The organism is Porphyromonas canoris (genome assembly GCF_000769115.1).
GTDB classification, from domain to species: Bacteria; Bacteroidota; Bacteroidia; order Bacteroidales; family Porphyromonadaceae; genus Porphyromonas_A; species Porphyromonas_A canoris.
Genome location: NZ_JQZV01000013.1, coordinates 193,631 through 215,538, shown reverse-complemented (window position 1 = coordinate 215,538; position 21,908 = coordinate 193,631). Strand labels below are relative to the sequence as shown.

The window sequence follows — 21,908 nt, the reverse complement described above, 5'->3', positions numbered from 1 at the left end:
GATTAAAAAGTGAAAATCAAGGCTTGAATACCGGAAATCAAGCCATGATACCCTACATTCAAAGCTCGACTTCCAATGCTCAAGGCTCGACTTGCAAAAGTCGGGGCTTGAATGGGAAATGTAGAAAGGTTCAAGAGAAGATCTGTTCGTATTAAATCTCTTTTGTAAACAGGTTCGGGAGAGAAAGATGTGCTGAACGGAGCGAAGGTGGAAGCAGAGCAGAGCAAATGAAAAAAGGAGAGAAGAGGCATTGCACCTCTTCTCTCCTTTTTCGATATAGGGTATTGATCCGTGAGGGATCTGCTTATTTGCCTTCTTCTTTTACGCCCTTGAATACCACTTCAAAGTATCTGCCGTTTGCAAGGATTTCCTTGAGGTAGGCTTGTATGTCTTGAGGAGTGACGGACTTCAATGTCTTCAAGTAGTCTGTGTGGAAGTCTTCACCATGCTCGATATCCCTCCAAATAAGCCCCAACCAGTATGAGTTTTCGTTGAGACGTTCGTGGTAGTTCTTTTCCATGTTAAGGATACTTTTTTCAAGGTAAAAGCTGTCTATGCCTTTTTCAGCCATTTCCTTAAGCTCGCTCTTCACTTTGTTGTTGAGAGCTTCTGCCTTTTCAGGAGCTGTGTTGAAGACGATGTTGAGTCTCTTTGTAGCCACAGGGTATCTGGTGTAAGAACCGTTTACGGATACGCCATAAGTACCTCCCTCTTCTTCACGAATGGATTTGGTGTACTGTTGGCTGAGGACAGCTGTAAGAAGATCCATCTTGAGTTCGTTTTCAAGAGAGATTTTACCATCTGCGGCATAAAGATCCACAACGACAGCCAGAGGTGTATCCACTGTCTTGGTGAAGTGGTTTACTCTACCCTTTGCAGCAGTTCCGGGAACTTTATTACCCATTGCTTTTTCTCTGACCTTAGTGGCAGGAAGAGAGGCGATATACTGCTCTACGAAGGGCTTAATCTCTTCTTCTGTAAAGCTACCCACAAGAGCGAAAGTGAAGTCGCCTGCATTGGAGAAACGTTCTTTGTAGATTGCCATGATGCGGTCGTAGTTGGCCTTTTCAAGGTTCTCTACAGAAAGGGCTGCCACTCGCTTATCGTTGTTGAAGATTGTCGCCGAGATGCTGTCCGGCAATACGGACATAGGGTTGGCCTTTTGGCTGTTGAGGTTGCTGATGGTGCGTTCTTTGAATGCTTGATAAGCTTCTTTGTCTGTACGCTTGGCTGTGAAGTTGAGGTAAAGAAGCTGGAACATGGTTTCCAAGTCGTCCTTTGTAGATGATCCTGATACGTTTTCGCCAACATAGTCTACCGATGTAGATACGGAAGCAGAACGACCTGCAAGAACCTTTGGAAGGTCTGTTGCAGAGAACTGTGCCAATCCACCCACTTCAATGGCAGAACCGAATACTTTGGCATTATCCAACTCTTTTTCGTAATAAGGCAGAAGACCTCCCTTGCTGCGACCGCTCAAAAGGATCTGGTTCTCTTTCAATGTTGTAGGCTTGACGTAAACCACGGCACCGTTGCTGAGTGTCCACTTGTCTGCACCAAAGGATATGTTTTTCTCTACTTTGGTTACCTTGCCCGGTTTAGGCAGTGTCTCCATCAACTTAACGTTTGAAACAGTCTCCTTGATAGGCTCTACCGCTATTGCGTTTGCCTCTTTGTACATCGCCAAAGTGGCTTCCTTTGTAGGCATTTCCACACCTTCTTTCTCCGGTCCGAGTACCATGATGGAAAGGTTGTCGTATGGAGCTATGAGGCTTTGCTGTACATACTGATTGAGTCCTGCAAGAGGAATGTTTGGAGCAAGCTGGTCGAACATCATCTTCTTAGTCTCCGGAGTGAGGAGCATACCACCTTTAAGGAAGTACTCTTTATACTCTTCGGCATAAGAAGCATTCTTACGGTTTGCCTTGCCTTTCACTGCGTTGTCAAGGTTTTTAAGGAACTCTGTTTTGGCACGATCGTATTCACTTTGAGTGATACCGTATTTTATAAGTCTGTTCTTCTCTGCCACCAGTGCGTTCATAGCCTCTTTAAGTCCACCCTCTTTTACTTGTGCCGTAAAGCCAAAAGCATCTTTGGTTACTGCAAAACCAAGCAAACTGCCATCTTCGACACCGGCTCCGAGGAATGGTGCATTAGGTTTATGTGCGATCTCTTCCAAGCGTTCGTTCATGGCATAAGTAACCACATAGGAAAAGTATTCCAAAAGAATACCCTTGATAGAAGCACGATCTTCTCTTGAAAGAGCGTCTCTCTTGTAGTTGAGCATGAGTAAAGTCATTGGAGACTCCTTGTCTGTGGCAATACCTATAAGGGGTTCTTGGTGATCTTCAACCTTAGTATATACACGCTCGGCAGCATCCGGACCGGGAGCAGGAATGTCTTTGAAAATCTCTTTGATCTTGTTTTCGACATAATCCACATCAACATCTCCCACGATGATGAGACCTTGAAGATCCGGGCGATACCACTTCTTGTAGTAGTCTCTAAGCTCTTGATACTTGAAGCCGTTGACTACTTCCATGCTACCGATAGGCATACGCTTGCCATAAAGGTTGCCTTCAGGGAAGATGTTAGGTAGAACTTTCTCAAGCATTCGAGAGAATGCGTTACGACCGCCTCTCCATTCTTCGGTAATCACACCGCGCTCTGCGTCGATCTCTTTTTCTTCCAAAGAGATACATCCGGACCAGTCGTGCAAGATGAGCAGGCAGGAGTCCACAATGCCTTGACGGGTAGTAGGAGCGTCCATGATGGTGTAAACGGTTTCGTCAAAACCGGTATATGCGTTGAGATTGTAACCGAAACGCACACCTACTTTTTCGAGATAATTTATAAGGTTCTTGCCCGGAAAATTCTTTGTTCCGTTAAAAGCCATGTGCTCGAGGAAGTGAGCCAAACCGCTTTGAGAGTCTTCTTCAAGAATGGAACCTACTTTCTGAGCGATGTAGAAGTGGGCACGTTCTTTGGGTTCGGTGTTGCGACGAATGATGTAAGTGAGACCATTGTCCAACTTACCTACACGAACCTCTTGGTCTGTCGGAATCTCTTGAGCATAAGCCACTGTTCCGAAACTACAGAGTAGCGCCACAAGAGCCACTCCTCTTGAGATTAGTTTTTTTAGATTCATTTTGGTTTTGTACGTATTAGTGATGAATTTTGTGTCCTGATATATGAGCAGGGCAAAGATAGTCAAAAAGCACTATAAGAAAGAGAATTAGATATTCTTTTTTTATATAGCTCCGTTTTATTTGGAAAACGTACAGGGGAAAAATCTAAAGATCCTTATGAAGGGATCTTTTTTAACAAAAACATCCCTATGCCTGTTCCTGAAAAGGTCTTATTCTTGAAATACCGGAAAAAGAATAGCCCCAAGAAGTGTGTTTTTTTGCAGACACAATTTTTTTTCCTTACATTCGCATTGCCAGAAGAAAACCTTTTTGAAAAAGACAGATGAGTATGGGTAAAAAGGTGTTCCCTGGAAGATGAAAAAACGACACTGAAGAATATAGAATACAATAATATAATAAGAAGTAGATGCCCTGCAAATAAAGGCAGGCTTTACAACGTAAAAACTATTACACCACATGGCTAAGAAGTTGATTTCTGCGGCTGAAGCAGCCGCGAAAGTAAAAGACGGCATGACTCTCATGATTGGCGGCTTTCTTGGAAACGGATCCCCTGAAAATATCATAGACCTTCTTGTAGAGAAAGGCGTGAAAGACTTGACTCTCATCGTGAATGACTCCGGATTTCCGGACAAAGGATGTGGAAAGCTTGTTGCAAATCATCAAGTAAAAAAACTGATCGTTTCTCATATCGGAACCAATCCTTACTCAGGAGAAAAGATGCGTAATGGTGAGATGGAGATAGAGTTTTCTCCCCAAGGAACGTTGGCAGAACGCATTCGCTGTGGAGGCTCCGGTCTTGGAGGTGTTCTTACTCCGGTTGGTTTAGGCACTATTATAGAAGAGGGGAAGGCTCAGGTGGAGGTGGATGGAAAGATCTTTCTTTTGGAGAAGCCTTTACGTGCGGATATTGCTTTAATAGGAGCTTCCATAGGGGACGAAATGGGTAACCTTATATATAAAGGAACAACTCAAAACTTCAATCCGCTAATGGCTATGGCTGCCGATCTTGTAATCGCAGAGATTAAAGAAATAGTGCCGGCAGGCTCTTTGGCTCCGGAGAGCATACATACGCCTCATATCTTTGTTGATCACATTGTACAACACTAATGATATAGAACTTTTAGTAGTATGAAAAAATCGTTGATTCGAGTGCGCATGAGTTCCCATGACGCTCATTATGGTGGAAATCTTGTAGATGGAGCAAAGATGCTCCAACTTTTTGGAGATGTTGCAACCGAACTTCTTATCGCTCAAGATGGAGACGAAGGTCTCTTTGTGGCGTATGATAACGTAGAGTTCCTTAATCCTGTATTTGCCGGAGACTATATCGAAGCGACAGGAGAAATCACAAAATTGGGTAACACTTCTCGCAAAATGGTATTCGAGGCGAGAAAGGTAATCCGCCCAAGAACAGATATCTCCGCTTCTGCAGCCGATGTTTTGGAAGAACCTATCGTGGTGTGTCGTGCCAGCGGAACATGCGTGGTGCCCAAAGAGTGTCAAAGGAAATAAATCTTCTTGATCCTTAGGTCCTTTAGCAAGATCAAGGGATAGAAATCCAAATAAGTTCTTTAACAAGAAATTACTAACACCGAGCAAGTATCGGGTGAAGCGTGTCTCGTATCTCTCGTTCTTTTGCTCCTTATCAGAAATAGACACAATGGAAAAACTTATTATCACAGCAGCTATCTCCGGAGCGGAGGTAACTAAAGAACACAACCCCGCAGTACCTTACACTGTGGAAGAGTGCGTAAGAGAAGCAAAGTCTGCATTTGATGCAGGAGCAAGTATCATCCACCTGCATGTCCGTTGGGATGATGGTACTCCGACCCAGGATAAGCAAAGATTCAAAGAGGTAATGGATGCCATCTACGCAGCTTGTCCGGGCGTTATCATTCAACCTTCTACGGGAGGAGCTGTGGGTATGACAAATGATGAGCGTCTTCAACCCACCGAACTCAAGCCCGAAATGGCTACTTTGGACTGCGGAACACTCAACTTCGGTGGTGATGAAGTATTCACAAACACAGAAAATACGATCAAGTATTTTGGACAACGCATGATAGAATTGGGTATTAAACCTGAACTTGAGGTGTTTGACAAGAGTATGATCGACATGGCGCTCCGCCTGGCAAAAAAAGGATATATCCAATCTCCGATGCACTTTGACTTTGTAATGGGGGTAAATGGAGGTATTGCCGGAGAGATGAGAGACTTTGTTTTTCTTCGTGGCAGTATTCCAAGCGATGCTACTTATACCGTAGCAGGAGTAGGTCGATACGAATTTCCGTTAGCCATGCTTGCCATTATAGATGGAGGTCATGTGCGTGTCGGATTTGAAGACAATGTATTTATCTCTAAGGGCGTATTGGCTAAATCTAATGGAGAGCTTGTGGAGAAAGTTGTTGCAATGGCAAAAATGTTCGGCAGAGAGATTGCCACTCCTGATGAAGCAAGACAAATTTTAAGTATCAAATAAGGACTAAACAAAGTATTCTAACAAAAAAATAATTGAAACAACCGTTATGAAAAAAGGCAATAAGTACGGAACACACCGCGTGATAGAACCGGTAGGCGTTCTTCCACAACCGGCAAATAAGATCGACAACAATATGGATGAGATCTATGACAATGAGATACTCATCGATGTACAAACTCTAAATATAGACTCGGCTTCTTTCACAGATATTTCTGCTCGTGCAAATGGCGATGAAAAGAGAATTGCTGAGATCATGATGGAAATAGTAGAGAAACAAGGCAAGCACCGCAATCCTTGGACAGGTTCGGGTGGTATGCTTCTCGGAACTGTGGAAAAAATCGGAGATGCTCTTGTAGGTAAGACAGACCTTAAGGTCGGTGACAAAATAGCTACTCTTGTTTCTCTTTCACTAACCCCACTACGAATAGACAAGATCAAAGAGATTCGTAAAGATGTGGATCAAGTAGACATAGACGGAAAAGCTATCTTGTTCGAGAGTGGTATCTATGCTAAAATTCCGGCAGATCTCCCCGAAAAATTGGCTCTTTCTGCTCTTGACGTAGCAGGAGCTCCGGCTCAAACAGCAAAACTTGTTCGTCCGGGTGATACAGTGGTAATTATTGGAGCGGGTGGTAAGTCCGGTATGCTTTGCTGCTATGAGGCAAAAAAACGTGCGGGTGTAACCGGTAAGGTTATTGGCATTACTCATTCTCAAAAGAGTACGGATCGTCTTATCTCTTTAGGTTTTTGTGATCATGTATTCTCGGCAGATGCAACTCAACCTGTTCCCGTATTGGAAAAGATAGAGGCTCTTACCAATGGAGAACTTGCTGATGTAACAATCAACAATGTTAACATACCTGATACAGAAATGACAAGCATCCTTATCACTAAGGATACAGGTATAGTTTACTTCTTCTCTATGGCTACAAGCTTTACGAAAGCGGCTCTTGGAGCAGAAGGTGTAGGTAGCGACGTGACTATGTTGATCGGTAACGGTTATACCAAAGGACACGCTGAAATCACTCTTCAAGAACTCAGAGAGTCTGAAGCTCTAAGAAAGATTTTCACAGAACTCTACGCATAAGCCTTATGAGAGAAAGTAATAGGAAACTGTTCTTTCCGAATGTTTCAGATGAAGAATGGAACGATTGGAAATGGCAGGTAAAAAACAGAATAGAGACTGTCGAAGACCTTAAAAAGTATATTTCTCTCACACCGGAAGAGGAGCAAGGGATTCGAGAAAGCCTCAAGACTATAAGAATGTCTATCACACCTTACTATTTAAGTTTGATAGACCCTAACGATCCTCATGACCCGGTAAGAAAGCAGTCTATTCCGACAGAAAATGAGCTTCATGTAAGTCCTTCGGATTTACAGGACCCTCTTCATGAAGATAGCGACTCTCCTGTTCCGGGACTTACACACCGCTATCCGGACAGAGTTTTATTCCTCATCACGGATATGTGTGCAATGTATTGCAGACACTGTACAAGACGTCGCTTTGCCGGACAAAGAGACGCTGCTTCTCCTCAAAAGCGTATAGATGCGTGCATAGACTACATAGCACGTACTCCTCAGGTAAGAGACGTTCTACTTTCCGGAGGAGATGCTCTTCTTATGAGCGACTCCAAGATTGAGTACATACTGCAACGTCTTAGAGAAATTCCTCATGTGGAAATTATCCGCTTCGGATCAAGAACTCCGGTTGTAATGCCTCAGCGTATTACTCCTGAGTTTTGTGAAATGATAAAGAAGTATCATCCGATATGGCTGAATACACACTTTAATCACCCGAACGAGATAACAAAGGAGTCGTCAGAAGCTTGTGCACGTTTGGCAAATGCCGGTGTCCCTTTGGGAAATCAAAGCGTACTCCTGCGTGGAATCAATGATTGTACTCATATTATGAAGAAGCTGGTACATGAGTTGGTAAAAATCCGTGTTCGTCCTTACTATATCTATATATGTGACCAAAGTATGGGTATCGGACACTTCCGTACTCCTGTATCCAAGGGTATAGAAATCATTGAGAATCTTCGCGGACATACTTCCGGCTATGCAGTACCGACTTTCGTTATAGATGCTCCCGGTGGTGGCGGTAAAATACCGGTTATGCCATCGTACATGATCTCTCAAAGTCCTAATCGTGTGGTAGTGCGCAACTACGAAGGTGTTATAAGCACTTATACCGAACCGGAAGATTATGTAGAAGAGTGTCACTGCGAGGAGTGCAAGAAGCAGAAAGCCAAAGAAGGCGTTGCTGCACTATTGGGAGGTCAACAACTTTCCATAGAACCTAAAGAACTTGCAAGACACAAACGGAACGAACACTAAGGCAAAAGACCATGCCCCCTTAAAAGTATGCCTTTTATAAAAGACATATTAGAGCACGAGAGTGTATCCATCGTTGGCTTGGAGAAGAATACCGGAAAGACAGAGTGTCTTAATTATATTCTTCGTAGAATAAGCACGATGGATACCTCTATTGCTTTAACTTCTATTGGGGTGGATGGCGAAGATACCGATCGTGTAACCAGGACACCGAAGCCGGAAATAACCATATATGAAGGGATGACCTTTGTTACTTCTGAAAATCACTATCAAAGGCGCAGGCTCATCTCCGAAATATTGGATGTCAGTAGTGAACAAACGGCTTTGGGAAGACTCATAACAGCACGTTCCGTACTATCGGGGAAATGCTTGATCTCCGGTCCGTCCAATACAGCGGGCACAAAAAGACTGATAAAGCGACTAAAGGGACTAAATATAAAGACGACCTTGGTGGATGGAGCTCTTTCTCGTATGAGTTTGGCTTCTCCAGCTGTAACGGATGCTATGGTGCTTGCAACAGGAGCCGCTCTTTCTGCCAATATTTCTCAACTCGTGCGTCAAACACAGTTCGTGAAACGGCTTATAGGTATCCCGGCTATTGAATCTGCCTTAGCCTCATCCCTATCAAACATAACGGGAGGGATTTGGGCTGTTGATGAAAATGATGCGATTCATGATTTGGGAATACCGTCGATTTTCTTGGCAGAGAAAAGCACCAAAGAGCTATTTGGTTTTGGGAATAGGATATACGTATCGGGGTTGGTAAGTGATAAGTTCTTGGAGACTCTCAGATTACAAAAAAGAAATGTAGAGCTGATTGTTCAAGACTTTACAAAGCTATTTCTCTCTCCCAATGTCCTTGATGCCTACGAAAGGGAAGGAAATATTGTAAGAACTCTTCAACAAACCAATCTCATAGCCGTTACCATAAATCCTCTGGCTCCGAATGGGATCTGCCTCAATTCGGATCTACTGAAAGAAGAGATGCAAGAGGCTCTGCAAATCCCGGTATATGATATTAAAAGAATATGATGTCGATTAAGCAAGCGCTAGAAGAGATAAGCGGATTTCGCTTTATGCTTGAGGATTTGAGCATTCTCTCTCCTGTTGGGCGCAGATGCCTTTCAGAGTCTCCGTTCCTGACCGATAAGACAGAAATAGAACAAGCTCTTTCTGAAGTAGAGTTGCTAAAAGAAAGATTACTCTCTCCGGAATTCAAAGAACCTGTTACTGTCATGGAAGTAAAGTTGATGCAGTTAAGAGATATCAAAGGAACTCTTTCAAGCCTGTCAGCAAAGGTTCAACTGACCGATATAGAGCTCTTTGAGATAAAAAATTTGGCTCTATTAGCGGTACACTGCCGGGAATTGGGAGAGCAGCTAAATCTTTCTTTCCTATTCGTTCCTGACTTGGAACCTGTTGTTGACTTGCTGGACCCGGAAGGCAAACGCATCCCTCATTTTTATATCTATGATTCTTACTCTCCGACTCTGGCTTCACTAAGGGCTCAAATACGACACATGGCAGAAAAGGGCTATCCGGAAGAGGAAATAGAGAGTGTACGTATTCAGTCTGTTCGTCTTGAAGATGACATTCGTACAACCTTGACAGCCAAACTGCAAGAATATGCATCAAGCCTTGTTGTAGCTCTGAATGAAATGGGACATTTGGATCTCTTATTGGCTAAAGCTAAGCAAGCGATCAAAATGACCCTCTGCAAGCCTTCAATAGTCGAGGAGAAGACATATTTTGAGGGACTATTCCATCCGGAAGTCAGTACTTACTTAGAGGAAAAAGGAAAAAGGTTTCAGCCCGTTGATGTAGTTTTACCCCAAAGTCCAACCGTGGTTACCGGAGCAAATATGGCCGGGAAGAGTGTTTTCCTGAAAAGTATTGCTCTTGCACAAACCTTGACACAGTTTGGATTTTTTATTCCGGCAACCTCTGCAACAGTTGCTCCGGTAAAAAGGATTGCTATAATATCCGGAGACGGAGAAGATGAGAGCAGAGGCTTATCTTCTTATGCTTCTGAAATGCTAAAAGTCAACGACATTGTTTTAGAAGCACAAAAGGGAACGTCTATGCTGGTCCTCATAGACGAATTAGCAAGAACAACGAATCCGGTAGAAGGACAAGCCATTGTATGTGGAATGTTGGAGTTTTTGGTAAAAGAGAATGTACGTGCCGTTATTACCACTCACTATGGCATAGATATGCCTGTAAGAAAACTTAGAGTAAAAGGTTTCAGAGAAGAAAGGTGTACTTCCGGCAAAGTAAGCGTAGAGCATATAAATGATTATATAGACTATTCATTAGAAGAGACCACAGCACGAGATGTGCCTCATGAGGCTATCCGTATAGCTGAGATAGTAGGAGTAAACGATGAATTTCTTCTACACATCAAAAGACATTTGAAGAATAACATATAAAATATAAAGTATCAGCAGTAGCAATGATGCAGAAAAGTAAATTAGGAATAGACTTTAAGGATGTAGAGTACGCAAGAAGCGTTGCTCGAAAGATTGCAGATGGAGTGCAAGACTTCGTAAAAGATTACTCTACTGTGGCGGTAGAACGCACACTTTGTCGCCTTATAGGCGTGGATAATGTAGATGCCAATGGGGTGCCTCTACCCAATGTCCTTGTCGATGATCTTAAAAGCAAAGGAGTACTGGAACATGGTGTTCTCTTCTTTTTGGCGAATGCAATGGCTGCAACCAAGCTTTCAGCCCAACAGATCGCTGAAAAAGTAGGAGCCGGAGAAATGGATATTACTTCTTTCCCTTACATTTCCAAAGAAGAAGTAGCAAAGACACTGAAGCCTTCTGTAGATGAAAGTATCACTAAGATTTCAGATAGACGCAAGAAAAGAGAACACTATCTGGCTACTATCGGTGAAGGTTCTAAGCCTTATCTCTATGTGATTGTTGCTACCGGTAATATATACGAAGATGTTGTACAAGCAGAAGCTGCTGCAAGGCAGGGAGCAGATATTATTGCCGTAATTCGTACCACTGGGCAGAGTCTTCTCGACTATGTCCCTTATGGTGCCACGACAGAAGGTTTTGGAGGAACATTTGCGACTCAGGAAAACTTCCGAATTATGCGTCAAGCATTGGACAAAGTCGGAGAAGAAGTCGGGCGATACATTCGTCTCTGTAACTATTGTTCCGGACTATGTATGCCGGAGATTGCAGCAATGGGAGCATTGGAAGGCTTGGATGTCATGTTGAATGATGCGCTTTATGGTATTCTCTTCCGCGACATCAATATGCAACGAACTCTTGTTGACCAATTCATGTCTCGCGTCATCAATGGTTTTGCTGGAGTTATCATAAATACAGGAGAAGACAACTATCTCACAACAGCAGATGCAGTAGAAGAAGCTCATACGGTATTGGCTTCTGATATCATCAATGAACAGCTTGCACTTCTTGCCGGTCTTCCGGAAGAGCAAATGGGACTCGGTCATGCTTTTGAAATGGATCCCGAACTCGAAAATGGCTTCTTATATGAATTGGCACAAGCACAGATGACAAGGGAGATCTTTCCCAAAGCACCTCTAAAATATATGCCTCCGACAAAGTTCATGACTGGAAATATCTTCAGAGGACACCTCCAAGATGCCCTGTTTAATATGATTGGAATTTGGACGCATCAAGGTATTCAGCTCTTGGGTATGCCTACCGAAGCCATCCATACTCCCTTCATGAGTGATAGATACCTTTCCATCGAAAATGCAAAATATATCTTCAATAACATGCGCTCCATCGGAGAAGAGATGGAATATAAGGAGGGAGGTATTATTCAAACAAGAGCAAAAGAAGTCTTGGCTAAGACTATCAAACTACTGGATGAACTCGAAAAAGTAGGACTTTTTACTGCTATTGAGAAAGGAATCTTTGCAGATGTAAAGCGTCCTATGAATGGAGGTAAAGGTCTTGCAGGAGTTGTAATGAAGGGAGAACACTATTATAATCCTTTCATAGAGATTATGAACCCGGTAAAATAGTAACATCTAACAATCGTATATTTACATGAGCGGAGGATTATATTCTACAGAAGCCAACGATTTCGACCAAACGCTGGATCTGACTAAAATAAAGCCATACGGAGATACCATGAATGATGGTAAAACTCAAATCAGTTTTACTCTTCCGGTACCTGCCGGAGATGAAGCCATTGAAGCAGCAAAACAACTTTTACGAAAAATGGGATTTGACAATCCCCAAATAGTGTATCACAAAGAACTGACGGAAGGATTTACATTCTTCAACTGCTACGGCAGCTCTACCGTGACAATTGACTACACTCAGATTCATGTTCCTAAGGTTGACTCTGAAAAGTGGGACATGCAAATGACTGATGACTTTATCAAAGAGCATATTGGTCGTAAAATTGTTGTGGTAGGTGCGAGTACGGGGACGGATGCTCATACAGTGGGTATTGACGCAATCATGAACATGAAAGGATTTGCAGGACACTATGGTCTTGAACGCTACGAAATGTTTGAAGCACTCAATATGGGAAGTCAGGTATTAAATGAAGATTTCATAGCCAAAGCGATTGAAATCGGAGCGGATGCCCTTCTTGTTTCACAGACCGTTACTCAAAAGGATGTACATATAAAGAACATGATAGAGCTGGTGGAAATGTTGGAAGCAGAAGGCCTCAGAGATAAAGTCATATTGTGTGCAGGAGGTCCCCGTATTTCCCATGAGTTGGCAAAAGAGCTGGGATATGATGCCGGATTTGGTATGAATACTTATGCCGATGATGTTGCTTCTTTTGTTGCACAAGAATTAGACCGAAGACTTAATAAACAATAAAACCTATACCTTATGGATAAAAATCAGATACGAGAAGTCATTGCTCGCCGGGTGGCTCAAGAATTAAAGGACGGTGATGTGGTAAACTTAGGAATAGGTCTTCCGACTCTTGTTCCAAACTATCTCAGCTCCGATATAAAGGTATACTTGCAATCGGAAAATGGACTCATAGGTATGGGGCGCACACCGGAAGCAGGGAATGAAGACCCTCACTACATCAATGCAGGAGGTGGTGCTATTCTTCCTGATGTGGGAGCTGCCTCCTTTGATAGTGCAACATCTTTTGCCATAATTCGCGGAGGGCACGTAGATATTAGCATTTTGGGAGCACTTCAAGTCGATGTAAAAGGAAATCTTGCCAACTGGAATATCCCGGGAAAGATGGTTCCGGGAATGGGAGGGGCAATGGACCTTCTTACAGGAACACGTAAAGTGATTCTTGCCATGGAACACACAGCTAAAGGTGCTCCTAAGATTATGACGGAGTGTACTCTTCCTCTTACGGCAAAAGAAGCGGTCGACATGATTATTACAGAAATGTGTGTTATTTTTGTTACTGAAAGAGGTCTGGAAGTAGCAGAAATACATCCTGAGTTTACCAAAGAAGATGTAGAAGCAGCCACAGCAGCTCCGCTCATCTTCAGAGAGAATATTAAAACTATCGCAGTTTAATGCTAAGAAGAGTCTTAGAAAAAGATATTATAACATTATACAGATGAAAAAAGTATTTATTGTTGCTGCAAAGCGCACACCTATAGGCAAATTTATGGGTAGCCTATCCCCATTCAGCCCTGCTCAACTTGGAGCAATGGTTGTTAGCAATATCTTGGAAGAGACTAAGATTGATCCTTCCGTTGTAGATACTCTCATTGCAGGAAATGTTCTTTCTGCTGGACAGAAACAGGGCGTAGCTCGTCAGTGTGCCATTTTGGGAGGTATCCCACAAGAAAAGACCGCCTACTCTATAAATATGGTGTGTGGGAGCGGTATGAAAGCTGTGATGAATGGTGTTACAGACATCATGGCAGGGTTTGCTTCCGTGGTGATTGCAGGTGGAACTGAATCCATGACAAATGCAGGTTTTATTCTTTCTGGAGATGTACGTTCCGGCTTTAAGATGGGCAATCTTCAAGCTATAGATCACATGGTAAATGATGGTCTTACAGATGCTTACCACAACTATCACATGGGAATTACTGCAGAAAATATCGCAGACCAGTGTGGTATCTCAAGAGAAGATCAAGATCGTTTTGCAATACTTTCCCAAGAAAAGGCTATCGCAGCCGTAGATGGAGACAAGTTCAAAGAAGAAATTGTTCCGGTTGAAATCATAACTAAAAAAGAGACCATTCTATTTGAAAAAGACGAATTCCCCAATAGAGGTTCTTCTTTAGAGAAATTAGCCAAGTTGCGTCCTGCTTTCAAAAAAGAAGGTACAGTAACAGCCGGCAATGCCTCGGGACTGAACGATGGTGCTTCTTTTGTGATGTTGGCAGATGAAGACGCGGTAAAGAAGTACAATCTTACTCCTCTTGCTGAGATTGTTGCATTTGGAGAAGGCGGTGTAGACCCTCATGTAATGGGGCTTGGTCCTGTTCCTGCTATTCGCTCGGCTCTGCAACGTGCAGGGATGAAGTTGTCCGACATGGAGATCATAGAGCTAAACGAAGCATTTGCAGCACAATCTCTTGGAGTAATTAAAGGATTGATTGAAGAACACGGAGTCTCTCGTGAATGGATTGACGAACGTACCAATATTCATGGAGGAGCTATCGCTTTGGGCCATCCTATCGGTGCAAGCGGGAACAGAATTCTTGTATCTCTTGTGCACGAACTTAAGAGATATGGAAAGGAGTATGGTCTTGCTTCTCTCTGTATCGGAGGAGGTATGGGAACAGCCATTATCATTAAGTCTGTAAAATAAACTCTGCATGAGCCACGTACATACAGAAATAGATGGGCATGTAGCGGTTCTTCGTATAGATGACGTCAAAACACTCAACGCTCTTCATACTGCTCTGATAAAAGAACTCATTCTTCGCTTTGAAGAAGTGGAGCAGAATGAAGACGTTAGAGTGATCATCCTCACCGGAACAGACCGAGCTTTTGTAGCCGGAGCGGATATACAAGCGATGAGTAAGATGGATCATGTGGCAGCCAAAGAGTTTGGGACACTTGGTGCGGCAGTCTTTCGTCGTATAGAGGCTTCTCCTAAACCTGTTATTGCAGCAGTAAACGGCTTTGCCTTGGGAGGTGGTTGCGAACTCGTTTTAGCCTGTGATATTCGTCTTGCATCCGATAAAGCTAAGTTTGGGCAACCGGAAGTCGGGCTTGGCATAACTCCCGGTTTTTCCGGCACTCAACGTTTAGCCAGAGCCATAGGGTTCTGTAAGGCTAAAGAGCTTATCTTTACAGGAAAAATCATTGGTGCGGAAGAAGCAGAACGTATCGGTCTCATCAACACCGTTGTACCGCATGAGACACTCATGCAGGAAGCCATTCTTTTGGCAAGACTAATTGCAAAAAAAGCTCCTATCGCTGTACATCTGTCCAAGAGAGCCATCAATGAAGGTTGGGACTTGAGTATAGAAGAAGGGATAGAACTTGAAGTCGATCTTTTTGCCCAATGCTTTGAAACAGAAGATCAGAAGAGAGGAATGGAAGCATTCCTGAAGAAAGAGAAGGTCGTATTCAAAGGCAGATAAACACAATAACCATCAACACTCAAAAGATATGAAGATAGCAGTAATAGGAACCGGAACCATGGGCAATGGTATAGCACAAGCCTTTGCTCAAGGTGGTTATCAAGTGGTCATGAAAGACCTTTCTCAAGAGGTTTTGGATCGTGCAATAACCAATATAGACAAATCTCTTGTCAAGCTCGTATCCAAGCACTCCATCACGGAAGAGGAGAAAGGCAATATTCTTTCTCGCATCTCCTCTACGCTCATCTACGAAGATATAGCAGATGCATCGCTTGTGGTGGAAGCCATTGCAGAGAATATGGAGCTAAAAAAACGTGTCTTTAAGGAACTTGACGAGGCTTGCAAGCCGGAGACTATTCTTGCCACAAACTCCTCTTCACTCTCTATCACAGAGATTGCTGCTTGCACAAAGAGACCGGAGAAAGTTATCGGTATGCACTTCTTCAATCCTGTTCCTGTGCTCAAACTCGTCGAAGTGATTCGAGGTCAACTCACTTCCGATGATGTCTTTGCCTGTGTAAAGGGAGTGGCAGAAAAGATCGGAAAAGTTCCCGTTGAAGTAAACGAAGCACCGGGATTTCTTGTAAATCGTCTGCTCATTCCTATGATCAACGAAGGAATCGGAGCATTGGCAGAAGGAGTAGCCTCCAAAGAAGAGATAGACGAAGCGATGAAGCTTGGCGCCGGGCATCCTATTGGTCCGTTGGCGCTGGCAGATCTTATCGGATTGGATGTTTGTCTTGCCATCATGGAAGTGCTTTATCATGAGTTCGGAGATAGCAAGTATCGTCCACATCCGCTTCTTCGCAAGATGGTACGGGCCAATCTCCTTGGACGTAAGACCGGAGAGGGTTTCTTCTCATACAAATAAAGAAGTAGAATCAACAAGATAACGAGGGCTGAACTTCCTATTGGGAGTTCAGCCTTTATTTTATTATACTGCTTCTCTGTCAAGAAAAAGCAGAAATAGAATATCCCTCCTCTATATATTTAACAAAAACAATTTCCTCTTTAACTCTATAAGTTTGCAAACAAGCATCTTATCCCTTTGACATCTCATTATTTATATATACTTTTGCGGAAGCATTTTTAGCACATTATTTAGTTTCACAAAAGAATTCGCAACCATTTTTCATGAAGAAAACACTATTTCTCCTGCTGTTTTCGTTCCTGTTCGTGTCTTTCTCGGCATCCTCATGCAAAGACAAAAACAAGAACGAAGTGTATGCTTTTGACCTGAAAGAAAATACGCAAGTAGCCTTATCTTCGGAGGAGCAGACCAAAGAAATTCCCATCGCAACCAATATCCCGGAGTGGAAAGTATCTGTTCCCTCATCTGCCTCATCGTGGTTATCGGCAAGAGGATTGCGTAACCGTCTCGCCATTACAGTAACAAAGAACACCGGAGAAGAGCGTTCCGCTCAGCTCACATTGAGTGGAATGGGAGTCTCTGCAACGATCAATGTAAAGCAGGCTGCGCAAGGACCTTTTGTGGAAGCCTCTACCACCACGCTTCTTATCGAGAAAGGAGGAGGCAAGAGCACTGTCGGCATCTACACCAATGCAGAGTATGAGGTGGTAATACCTTCGGACATCTCTTGGATAAAAGCATACAAGAGCATAGCCACCGTAGAGCCGAAAGAGCTTTATATCGAGGCGGATTGGAATGAAGGAGCAGAACGAAAAGCAGAGCTACTGCTTCAAACGGTCGGGACTACTCCTATTGCCCAGACAAAGATTACCATTACCCAGAAAGGAGATAACGGCTACGATGGCAAGACCTCCGGTACCATAGATGAAGACATCAAGGTTCCGGTATTTTCGGGTTATGCGTCATCCGTACAGAATGGCACTCCGATAGAGAACTCTTTTGACAACAACTATACGACCATCTACCACTCATCGTGGTCGAATTCCGCGCCCAACTATTTTCCCATCACTTTGGAGTACAATTTCAAGGACCAACCACGGGTAGATTACCTCATCTATCATCCAAGAAAAGATGCTCAAAACGGGCACTTTAAGCTTGTGGAAATCTGGGCAAAATCGGATGGAAGCAACGAGTTCAAGAAGCTCATCACACACGATTTTAAGGGCTCTTCCAATCCTGCAAAGATTATATTCGAAAAGCCTTTGATGCAACCCTCGGCGGTAAGATTCGTTGTTCTTTCCGGGCACGGAGACGGAAAGGGTTTTGCGGCGTGCTCCGAAATGGAGTTCTACCGTATCAATCCCGATAAGTTTGATCCCACAACGATCTTTACGGATATTACGTGTTCGGAGCTTAAACAAGGTATAACCGAGTCTCAGATCATGAATATAGAGAATGATCTCTACCGTCAGATCGCTTACTATATGCACAAAGGGACTTACCCGAAAGAGTTCCGCATCGACTCTTTCCGTGCATGGCCTCACCCCTCTACTCAGGCAAAAATAAACAGAACCGGTACTTACAGTCTTTTGGATAACCCTACCGGAATTGCTGTAAACAGAGACGAAAACATTATCGTATTTGTCGGAAAAACTGGTGGACAGACTTTGAGTCTGCGTCTGCTTAATTTGGACAAACCGAATGGAGATGGCTACAATGACAATTATGTCTACTCTCTACAAGAGGGAGCCAACAAAATCAAAGCGGATGCAGATGGACTTCTCTATGTATTATACCACACGGAAGAGTATGCCAATGCTCCTAAAGTGAAGATTCACTTTGCTACCGGAAATGTTCAAGGCTACTACGATGTTCAGAAGCATGCACCTTCAAGATACAACGAGCTGCTTGCGAAGGCAAACCATAACAAGTTTTTTGACATTGTGGGTACAAAGGCTCACCTGACGTTCCCCGTTGAGAGCTATCGCTCTTTCACCGGAGCAGATGGTAAAAAACTCATAGATCTTTACGATAAACTGGTTTTGGACGAACAGGTTTTCATGGGGCTTCAGAAGTACGATCGTGTTTATGGTAACCGCGCCTACTTTCACGTCATGTACCACTCTTATATGTATGCAACGGGGTACCGCACAGCATATAGTGTTGGTACGCTTCCGACCATCCTTGATCCCAATAAACTTGTGGAAAGTATCTGGGGACCTGCTCATGAGTTGGGGCATATCCATCAGACATCCAGAGGCTTCAAATGGAGAGGTACTACCGAAGTTACGACCAATGTACACTCTCTGTTCATTCAAACATCTTGGGGGCAGCCCTCTCGCATCCAGTACGAAAATCTTCTCAAAGGCGACGGTTTTGTGAACAGATACGACAAAGCATTCTCTTACGCTTTCGTGGAGCAGCGTCCGTATATCATCATCCCGGATGTTTTCTGTCAGTTGGTTCCATTCTGGCAGGTTCAGCTCTACTTCTCAAATGTGTTGGGAAACAAAGACTTCTACAAAGAGTTCTACGAATATACTCGCACGGATCCCAATCCGGAAGACAACGGACGGGCGCAGGTCGAGTATTCTCTTCGTGCCTCTCGTGCCGCGGGTTACGATCTGACAGAGTTCTGCGAACGCTGGGGATTCTATCGCGTCGGTTCATGGGAAGTGAACGACTATGGCAAGGAGATGGTTACGGTAACCGAAGCCCTTGTTTCCGAAATCAAACAGAAGATAAGCAAGCTCGGTCTCAAGAAGATCACAGACCGCATCGAGTACATTTCGGACTCCAACTGGCAGATTTACAGAGATCGCAAAAGCATCACCAAGGGCGGAAAGAGCAGGGTCGTAACGGAAGGCAGACACACGATGTTCGAAGTAAACTCCGGCTGGCGCGACTATGTCGCGGTGGAGATCTACAACGCTTCGGGCAGACTCATCTGTGTGGCAAACAGCCCTAAGTTCGTACTTCCCGGCTCATTCGACAAGAGCTGCAAGGCTTACGCCATCTCTTTTGACGGCAAGAAGGAAGAGATCCCATACGAATAACAACATACTTTGTGATTAAGGAGTTTCTGCTCCTTTACGAATCCCTCAGAAGTTTTTTTGTCCAACCACTTCTGAGGGATTCTCTTTCTATATCCGCAGTCAAAGCCCCAAAGATTTCAGGCAAAAGCTGTATCTGAAAATCTCCTTCCGCAAGCAGCAAAATTTACGTGCGCACGTAAATATTTTTTTGTGCGCACGTAAATTTTTTTTCGTGCGCACGTAAATTTTTTTACGTGCGCACGTAAATTTTTTTTCGTGCGCACGTAAATTTTTTTTCGTGCGCACGTAATTTTTTTTCTGTGCGCACGTAATTTTTTTTCTGTGCGCATGGAAATTTTTCTCCTCCCAAAGGCTTCGGGAGAAGGAGGTAAATCTGTTCTCGGCGGCGGAAGAGTATATGGAGTGGAACGTCCGAGGGCGTCCTCGAAATCGGGCAAAAAAGGAAATATCTGTTAGAGGATTGCCCTTTCGGGCTGTTTATAAAGGGGAAAATCACTCTTTCGGGGTATTGGCAGACTTGCGGAAATACCCGAACTTTGTAGACAGAAAAGAGGCAAAAAACTACGTTCTCTTATTGTTCAAAAAAAAGAACTTCCACAAAAGTTTTATTTGTAATCCAAAAAATGGGAGCCGGACAGATCTGTCGGCTCCCATTTCTATTTCTGAGGTTGTGTCGGCTAACCTCTGCCTTCCGGCTATTAGTAAGATCTTGCAAACAACACTCTCCTTGCGGATGGTTTGCCCGTAACCATACACTGCCCCGGAGTGGTGTCTCCTTCAAAAGGAATACATCTGATGGTGGCTTTGGTTTCCTGCTTGATGAGCTCTTCCGTTTCGGGTGTTCCGTCCCAGTGAGCAAGGATGAATCCGCCATCTTCTATCTTCTCCTTGAACTCCTCGTAGCTGTCCACCGTTATGGTGTGTGTGGCACGATAGTCGAGTGCCTTTTGGAAAATGTTTTGCTGTATGTCTCCGAGCAGAGTCTCCACGTAGTCCGCAATGCCGTCGAAAGATCTTGTCTCTTTCTCCAACGTGTCTCTGCGCATCACCTCCACGGTGCCGTTTTCGAGATCTCTTCCGCCCAAGGCAAGGCGCACGGGTATTCCTTTCAGCTCATATTCGGCAAACTTCCAGCCCGGCTTCTTGTTGTCCGAGTTGTCGTATCTTACCGATATTCCGCGCTTTTTGAGTTCTTCCACCACCGGAGCCACTTTTTCGTCTATGGCTTGGAGCATCTCCATGTTCTTGTAGATAGGCACTATCACCACCTGGATCGGAGCCAATCGTGGAGGCAATACCAGTCCGTTGTCATCGGAGTGGGTCATGATGAGAGCACCCATAAGGCGTGTCGAAACACCCCAAGAGGTTGCCCAAACATACTCCGCCTTACCCTCTTTGCTCGTAAACTGAACATCGAAAGCCTTGGCAAAGTTTTGTCCGAGGAAGTGAGAAGTCCCGCTCTGAAGGGCTTTACCATCCTGCATCAACGCCTCTATGGTATAAGTGTCGAGTGCTCCGGCAAAACGTTCGTTGGCACTCTTGCATCCCTTTATCACGGGCATTGCCATGTATTTCTCCGCAAATGTTCCGTAAACATCTATCATAGTTCGGGTCATCTTCAGAGCCTCTTCTTCGGTGGCGTGTGCCGTGTGTCCTTCTTGCCACAAAAACTCTGCGGTACGCAAGAACAAGCGTGTACGCATCTCCCAACGCACCACATTTGCCCACTGGTTACAGAGCAAAGGAAGGTCACGATAGCTCTGAATCCAGTTTTTATAAGTGCTCCAGATGATGGTCTCAGACGTTGGACGGACGATAAGCTCTTCTTCCAGACGAGCCTCCGGATCTACTATCACACCGGTGCCGTCGGGGTTATTTTTCAGACGATAGTGAGTAACTACGGCACACTCCTTGGCAAAACCCTCTACGTGATCCGCCTCTTTGGAGAGGAAAGACTTCGGGATAAAGAGCGGGAAGTAAGCATTCTGTACACCTTCAGCCTTGAACATATCGTCCAAAACGCGTTGCATCTTCTCCCAAATGGCGTATCCGTAAGGCTTTATCACCATACAGCCGCGCACGGCAGAGCTTTCTGCCAAGTCTGCTTTAATCACAAGATCCTGATACCACTGCGAATAGTTTGTGGCACGTGAAGTGAGTTCTTTTAGTTCTTTTGCCATAATTATCTTTACCTTTCTCTTATATTCTTATTCTTGAGAGCGGAGAGACAATATCCTCTCTCCAAACAGGTTCCAAAGTTACAAATATTTACGCAATAGCAGACCGCTGAAATGTCTCTTTTTGAATGGGATGCAGTAAAACGGAGTTATACTTTTCCGTTCCAGAGAGAAGATAAAAACCATCTTGCGCAAAGGGATAGAAATTTCCCGGGAAAGAGGTCCGATAAATGCGTTATTCTTTGGAACAACACCGAGATAGCCTCTCAGTCTCAGACTATTTTTGTACTTTTGAAGAGAAATACAGG

General features: G+C 44.0%; 16 protein-coding genes. 14 read left to right on the top strand and 2 right to left on the bottom strand.

Annotation, left to right across the window (positions count from 1 at the left end; translation table 11 throughout):
- Positions 1-304 precede the first annotated feature (304 nt).
- Positions 305-3,148 carry a M16 family metallopeptidase gene (locus HQ43_RS06135; protein ID WP_036792637.1) on the bottom strand — a complete coding sequence of 948 codons (2,844 nt, stop codon included), beginning with the start codon at positions 3,146-3,148 and terminating at the stop codon, positions 305-307.
- A 457-nt stretch (positions 3,149-3,605) separates the two neighbouring features.
- Here HQ43_RS06135 and HQ43_RS06130 point away from each other — a divergent pair, with 457 nt between their 5' ends.
- The 14 genes from HQ43_RS06130 to HQ43_RS06065 all read left to right on the top strand — a co-directional run bounded on the left by HQ43_RS06130 (position 3,606) and on the right by HQ43_RS06065 (position 19,423).
- Complete coding sequence (locus tag HQ43_RS06130) at positions 3,606-4,256, top strand: CoA transferase subunit A (RefSeq protein WP_036791146.1); 651 nt, start codon at positions 3,606-3,608, stop codon at positions 4,254-4,256.
- A 21-nt stretch (positions 4,257-4,277) separates the two neighbouring features.
- Entirely contained in the window at positions 4,278-4,661 is a 384-nt protein-coding gene (gene kal, locus HQ43_RS06125) for a 3-aminobutyryl-CoA ammonia lyase (protein WP_036791144.1), read from the top strand.
- Between the two features lie 148 nt (positions 4,662-4,809).
- Complete coding sequence (kce, locus tag HQ43_RS06120) at positions 4,810-5,628, top strand: 3-keto-5-aminohexanoate cleavage enzyme (protein WP_036791142.1); 819 nt, start codon at positions 4,810-4,812, stop codon at positions 5,626-5,628.
- Positions 5,629-5,674: 46 nt separating this feature from the next.
- Positions 5,675-6,715 (top strand): L-erythro-3,5-diaminohexanoate dehydrogenase, encoded by a 1,041-nt coding sequence (kdd, locus tag HQ43_RS06115; RefSeq protein ID WP_036791139.1) that lies wholly within the window; start codon positions 5,675-5,677, stop codon positions 6,713-6,715.
- Positions 6,716-6,720: 5 nt separating this feature from the next.
- Positions 6,721-7,965, top strand: a complete 1,245-nt coding sequence (gene kamA / locus HQ43_RS06110; RefSeq protein ID WP_036791136.1) for a lysine 2,3-aminomutase — start codon at positions 6,721-6,723, stop codon at positions 7,963-7,965.
- A gap of 27 nt (positions 7,966-7,992) precedes the next feature.
- Entirely contained in the window at positions 7,993-8,994 is a 1,002-nt protein-coding gene (gene kamB / locus HQ43_RS06105; RefSeq protein ID WP_200879550.1) for a lysine 5,6-aminomutase reactivase subunit KamB, read from the top strand.
- The gene (gene kamC, locus HQ43_RS06100; protein WP_081964559.1) at positions 8,991-10,391 is read left to right on the top strand and encodes a lysine 5,6-aminomutase reactivase ATPase KamC; all 1,401 of its coding nucleotides are present in this window, start codon (positions 8,991-8,993) and stop codon (positions 10,389-10,391) included. The genes kamB and kamC overlap by 4 nt, the downstream gene beginning before the upstream one ends.
- A 26-nt stretch (positions 10,392-10,417) precedes the next feature.
- Positions 10,418-11,974, top strand: a complete 1,557-nt coding sequence (kamD, locus tag HQ43_RS06095) for a lysine 5,6-aminomutase subunit alpha (RefSeq protein WP_036792633.1) — start codon at positions 10,418-10,420, stop codon at positions 11,972-11,974.
- A 25-nt stretch (positions 11,975-11,999) separates the two neighbouring features.
- Positions 12,000-12,791: a lysine 5,6-aminomutase subunit beta gene (kamE, locus tag HQ43_RS06090; RefSeq protein WP_036791130.1), complete on the top strand. Its 792-nt coding sequence runs from the start codon at positions 12,000-12,002 to the stop codon at positions 12,789-12,791.
- A 12-nt stretch (positions 12,792-12,803) separates the two neighbouring features.
- Positions 12,804-13,463, top strand: a complete 660-nt coding sequence (locus tag HQ43_RS06085) for a 3-oxoacid CoA-transferase subunit B (protein ID WP_036791127.1) — start codon at positions 12,804-12,806, stop codon at positions 13,461-13,463.
- Between the two features lie 43 nt (positions 13,464-13,506).
- On the top strand, positions 13,507-14,715 hold the full coding sequence (locus HQ43_RS06080; RefSeq protein ID WP_036791125.1) for an acetyl-CoA C-acetyltransferase: 1,209 nt from the start codon (positions 13,507-13,509) through the stop codon (positions 14,713-14,715).
- A 7-nt stretch (positions 14,716-14,722) separates the two neighbouring features.
- The gene (locus tag HQ43_RS06075; RefSeq protein WP_036791122.1) at positions 14,723-15,496 is read left to right on the top strand and encodes an enoyl-CoA hydratase-related protein; all 774 of its coding nucleotides are present in this window, start codon (positions 14,723-14,725) and stop codon (positions 15,494-15,496) included.
- Positions 15,497-15,524: 28 nt separating this feature from the next.
- The gene (locus tag HQ43_RS06070; RefSeq protein ID WP_036791120.1) at positions 15,525-16,367 is read left to right on the top strand and encodes a 3-hydroxybutyryl-CoA dehydrogenase; all 843 of its coding nucleotides are present in this window, start codon (positions 15,525-15,527) and stop codon (positions 16,365-16,367) included.
- 263 nt (positions 16,368-16,630) lie between these two features.
- A complete protein-coding gene (locus HQ43_RS06065; protein ID WP_036791117.1) occupies positions 16,631-19,423 on the top strand; it encodes a M60 family metallopeptidase in 2,793 nt (930 codons plus the stop codon).
- Positions 19,424-20,121: 698 nt separating this feature from the next.
- Here HQ43_RS06065 and proS read toward each other — a convergent pair.
- Positions 20,122-21,603: a proline--tRNA ligase gene (gene proS / locus HQ43_RS06060; RefSeq protein ID WP_036791114.1), complete on the bottom strand. Its 1,482-nt coding sequence runs from the start codon at positions 21,601-21,603 to the stop codon at positions 20,122-20,124.
- Between the last annotated feature and the right edge of the window lie 305 nt (positions 21,604-21,908).

Coding starts and splice junctions, on each gene's coding strand:
- kamE (WP_036791130.1), top strand. CDS start 12,000: ATGAGCGGAGGATTATATTCTACAGAAGCCAACGATTTCGACCAAACG.
- kal (WP_036791144.1), top strand. CDS start 4,278: ATGAAAAAATCGTTGATTCGAGTGCGCATGAGTTCCCATGACGCTCAT.
- kce (WP_036791142.1), top strand. CDS start 4,810: ATGGAAAAACTTATTATCACAGCAGCTATCTCCGGAGCGGAGGTAACT.
- kamC (WP_081964559.1), top strand. CDS start 8,991: ATGATGTCGATTAAGCAAGCGCTAGAAGAGATAAGCGGATTTCGCTTT.
- HQ43_RS06075 (WP_036791122.1), top strand. CDS start 14,723: ATGAGCCACGTACATACAGAAATAGATGGGCATGTAGCGGTTCTTCGT.
- kdd (WP_036791139.1), top strand. CDS start 5,675: ATGAAAAAAGGCAATAAGTACGGAACACACCGCGTGATAGAACCGGTA.
- HQ43_RS06070 (WP_036791120.1), top strand. CDS start 15,525: ATGAAGATAGCAGTAATAGGAACCGGAACCATGGGCAATGGTATAGCA.
- HQ43_RS06065 (WP_036791117.1), top strand. CDS start 16,631: ATGAAGAAAACACTATTTCTCCTGCTGTTTTCGTTCCTGTTCGTGTCT.
- HQ43_RS06080 (WP_036791125.1), top strand. CDS start 13,507: ATGAAAAAAGTATTTATTGTTGCTGCAAAGCGCACACCTATAGGCAAA.
- proS (WP_036791114.1), bottom strand. CDS start 21,603: ATGGCAAAAGAACTAAAAGAACTCACTTCACGTGCCACAAACTATTCG.
- HQ43_RS06135 (WP_036792637.1), bottom strand. CDS start 3,148: ATGAATCTAAAAAAACTAATCTCAAGAGGAGTGGCTCTTGTGGCGCTA.
- HQ43_RS06130 (WP_036791146.1), top strand. CDS start 3,606: ATGGCTAAGAAGTTGATTTCTGCGGCTGAAGCAGCCGCGAAAGTAAAA.
- HQ43_RS06085 (WP_036791127.1), top strand. CDS start 12,804: ATGGATAAAAATCAGATACGAGAAGTCATTGCTCGCCGGGTGGCTCAA.
- kamD (WP_036792633.1), top strand. CDS start 10,418: ATGCAGAAAAGTAAATTAGGAATAGACTTTAAGGATGTAGAGTACGCA.
- kamB (WP_200879550.1), top strand. CDS start 7,993: ATGCCTTTTATAAAAGACATATTAGAGCACGAGAGTGTATCCATCGTT.
- kamA (WP_036791136.1), top strand. CDS start 6,721: ATGAGAGAAAGTAATAGGAAACTGTTCTTTCCGAATGTTTCAGATGAA.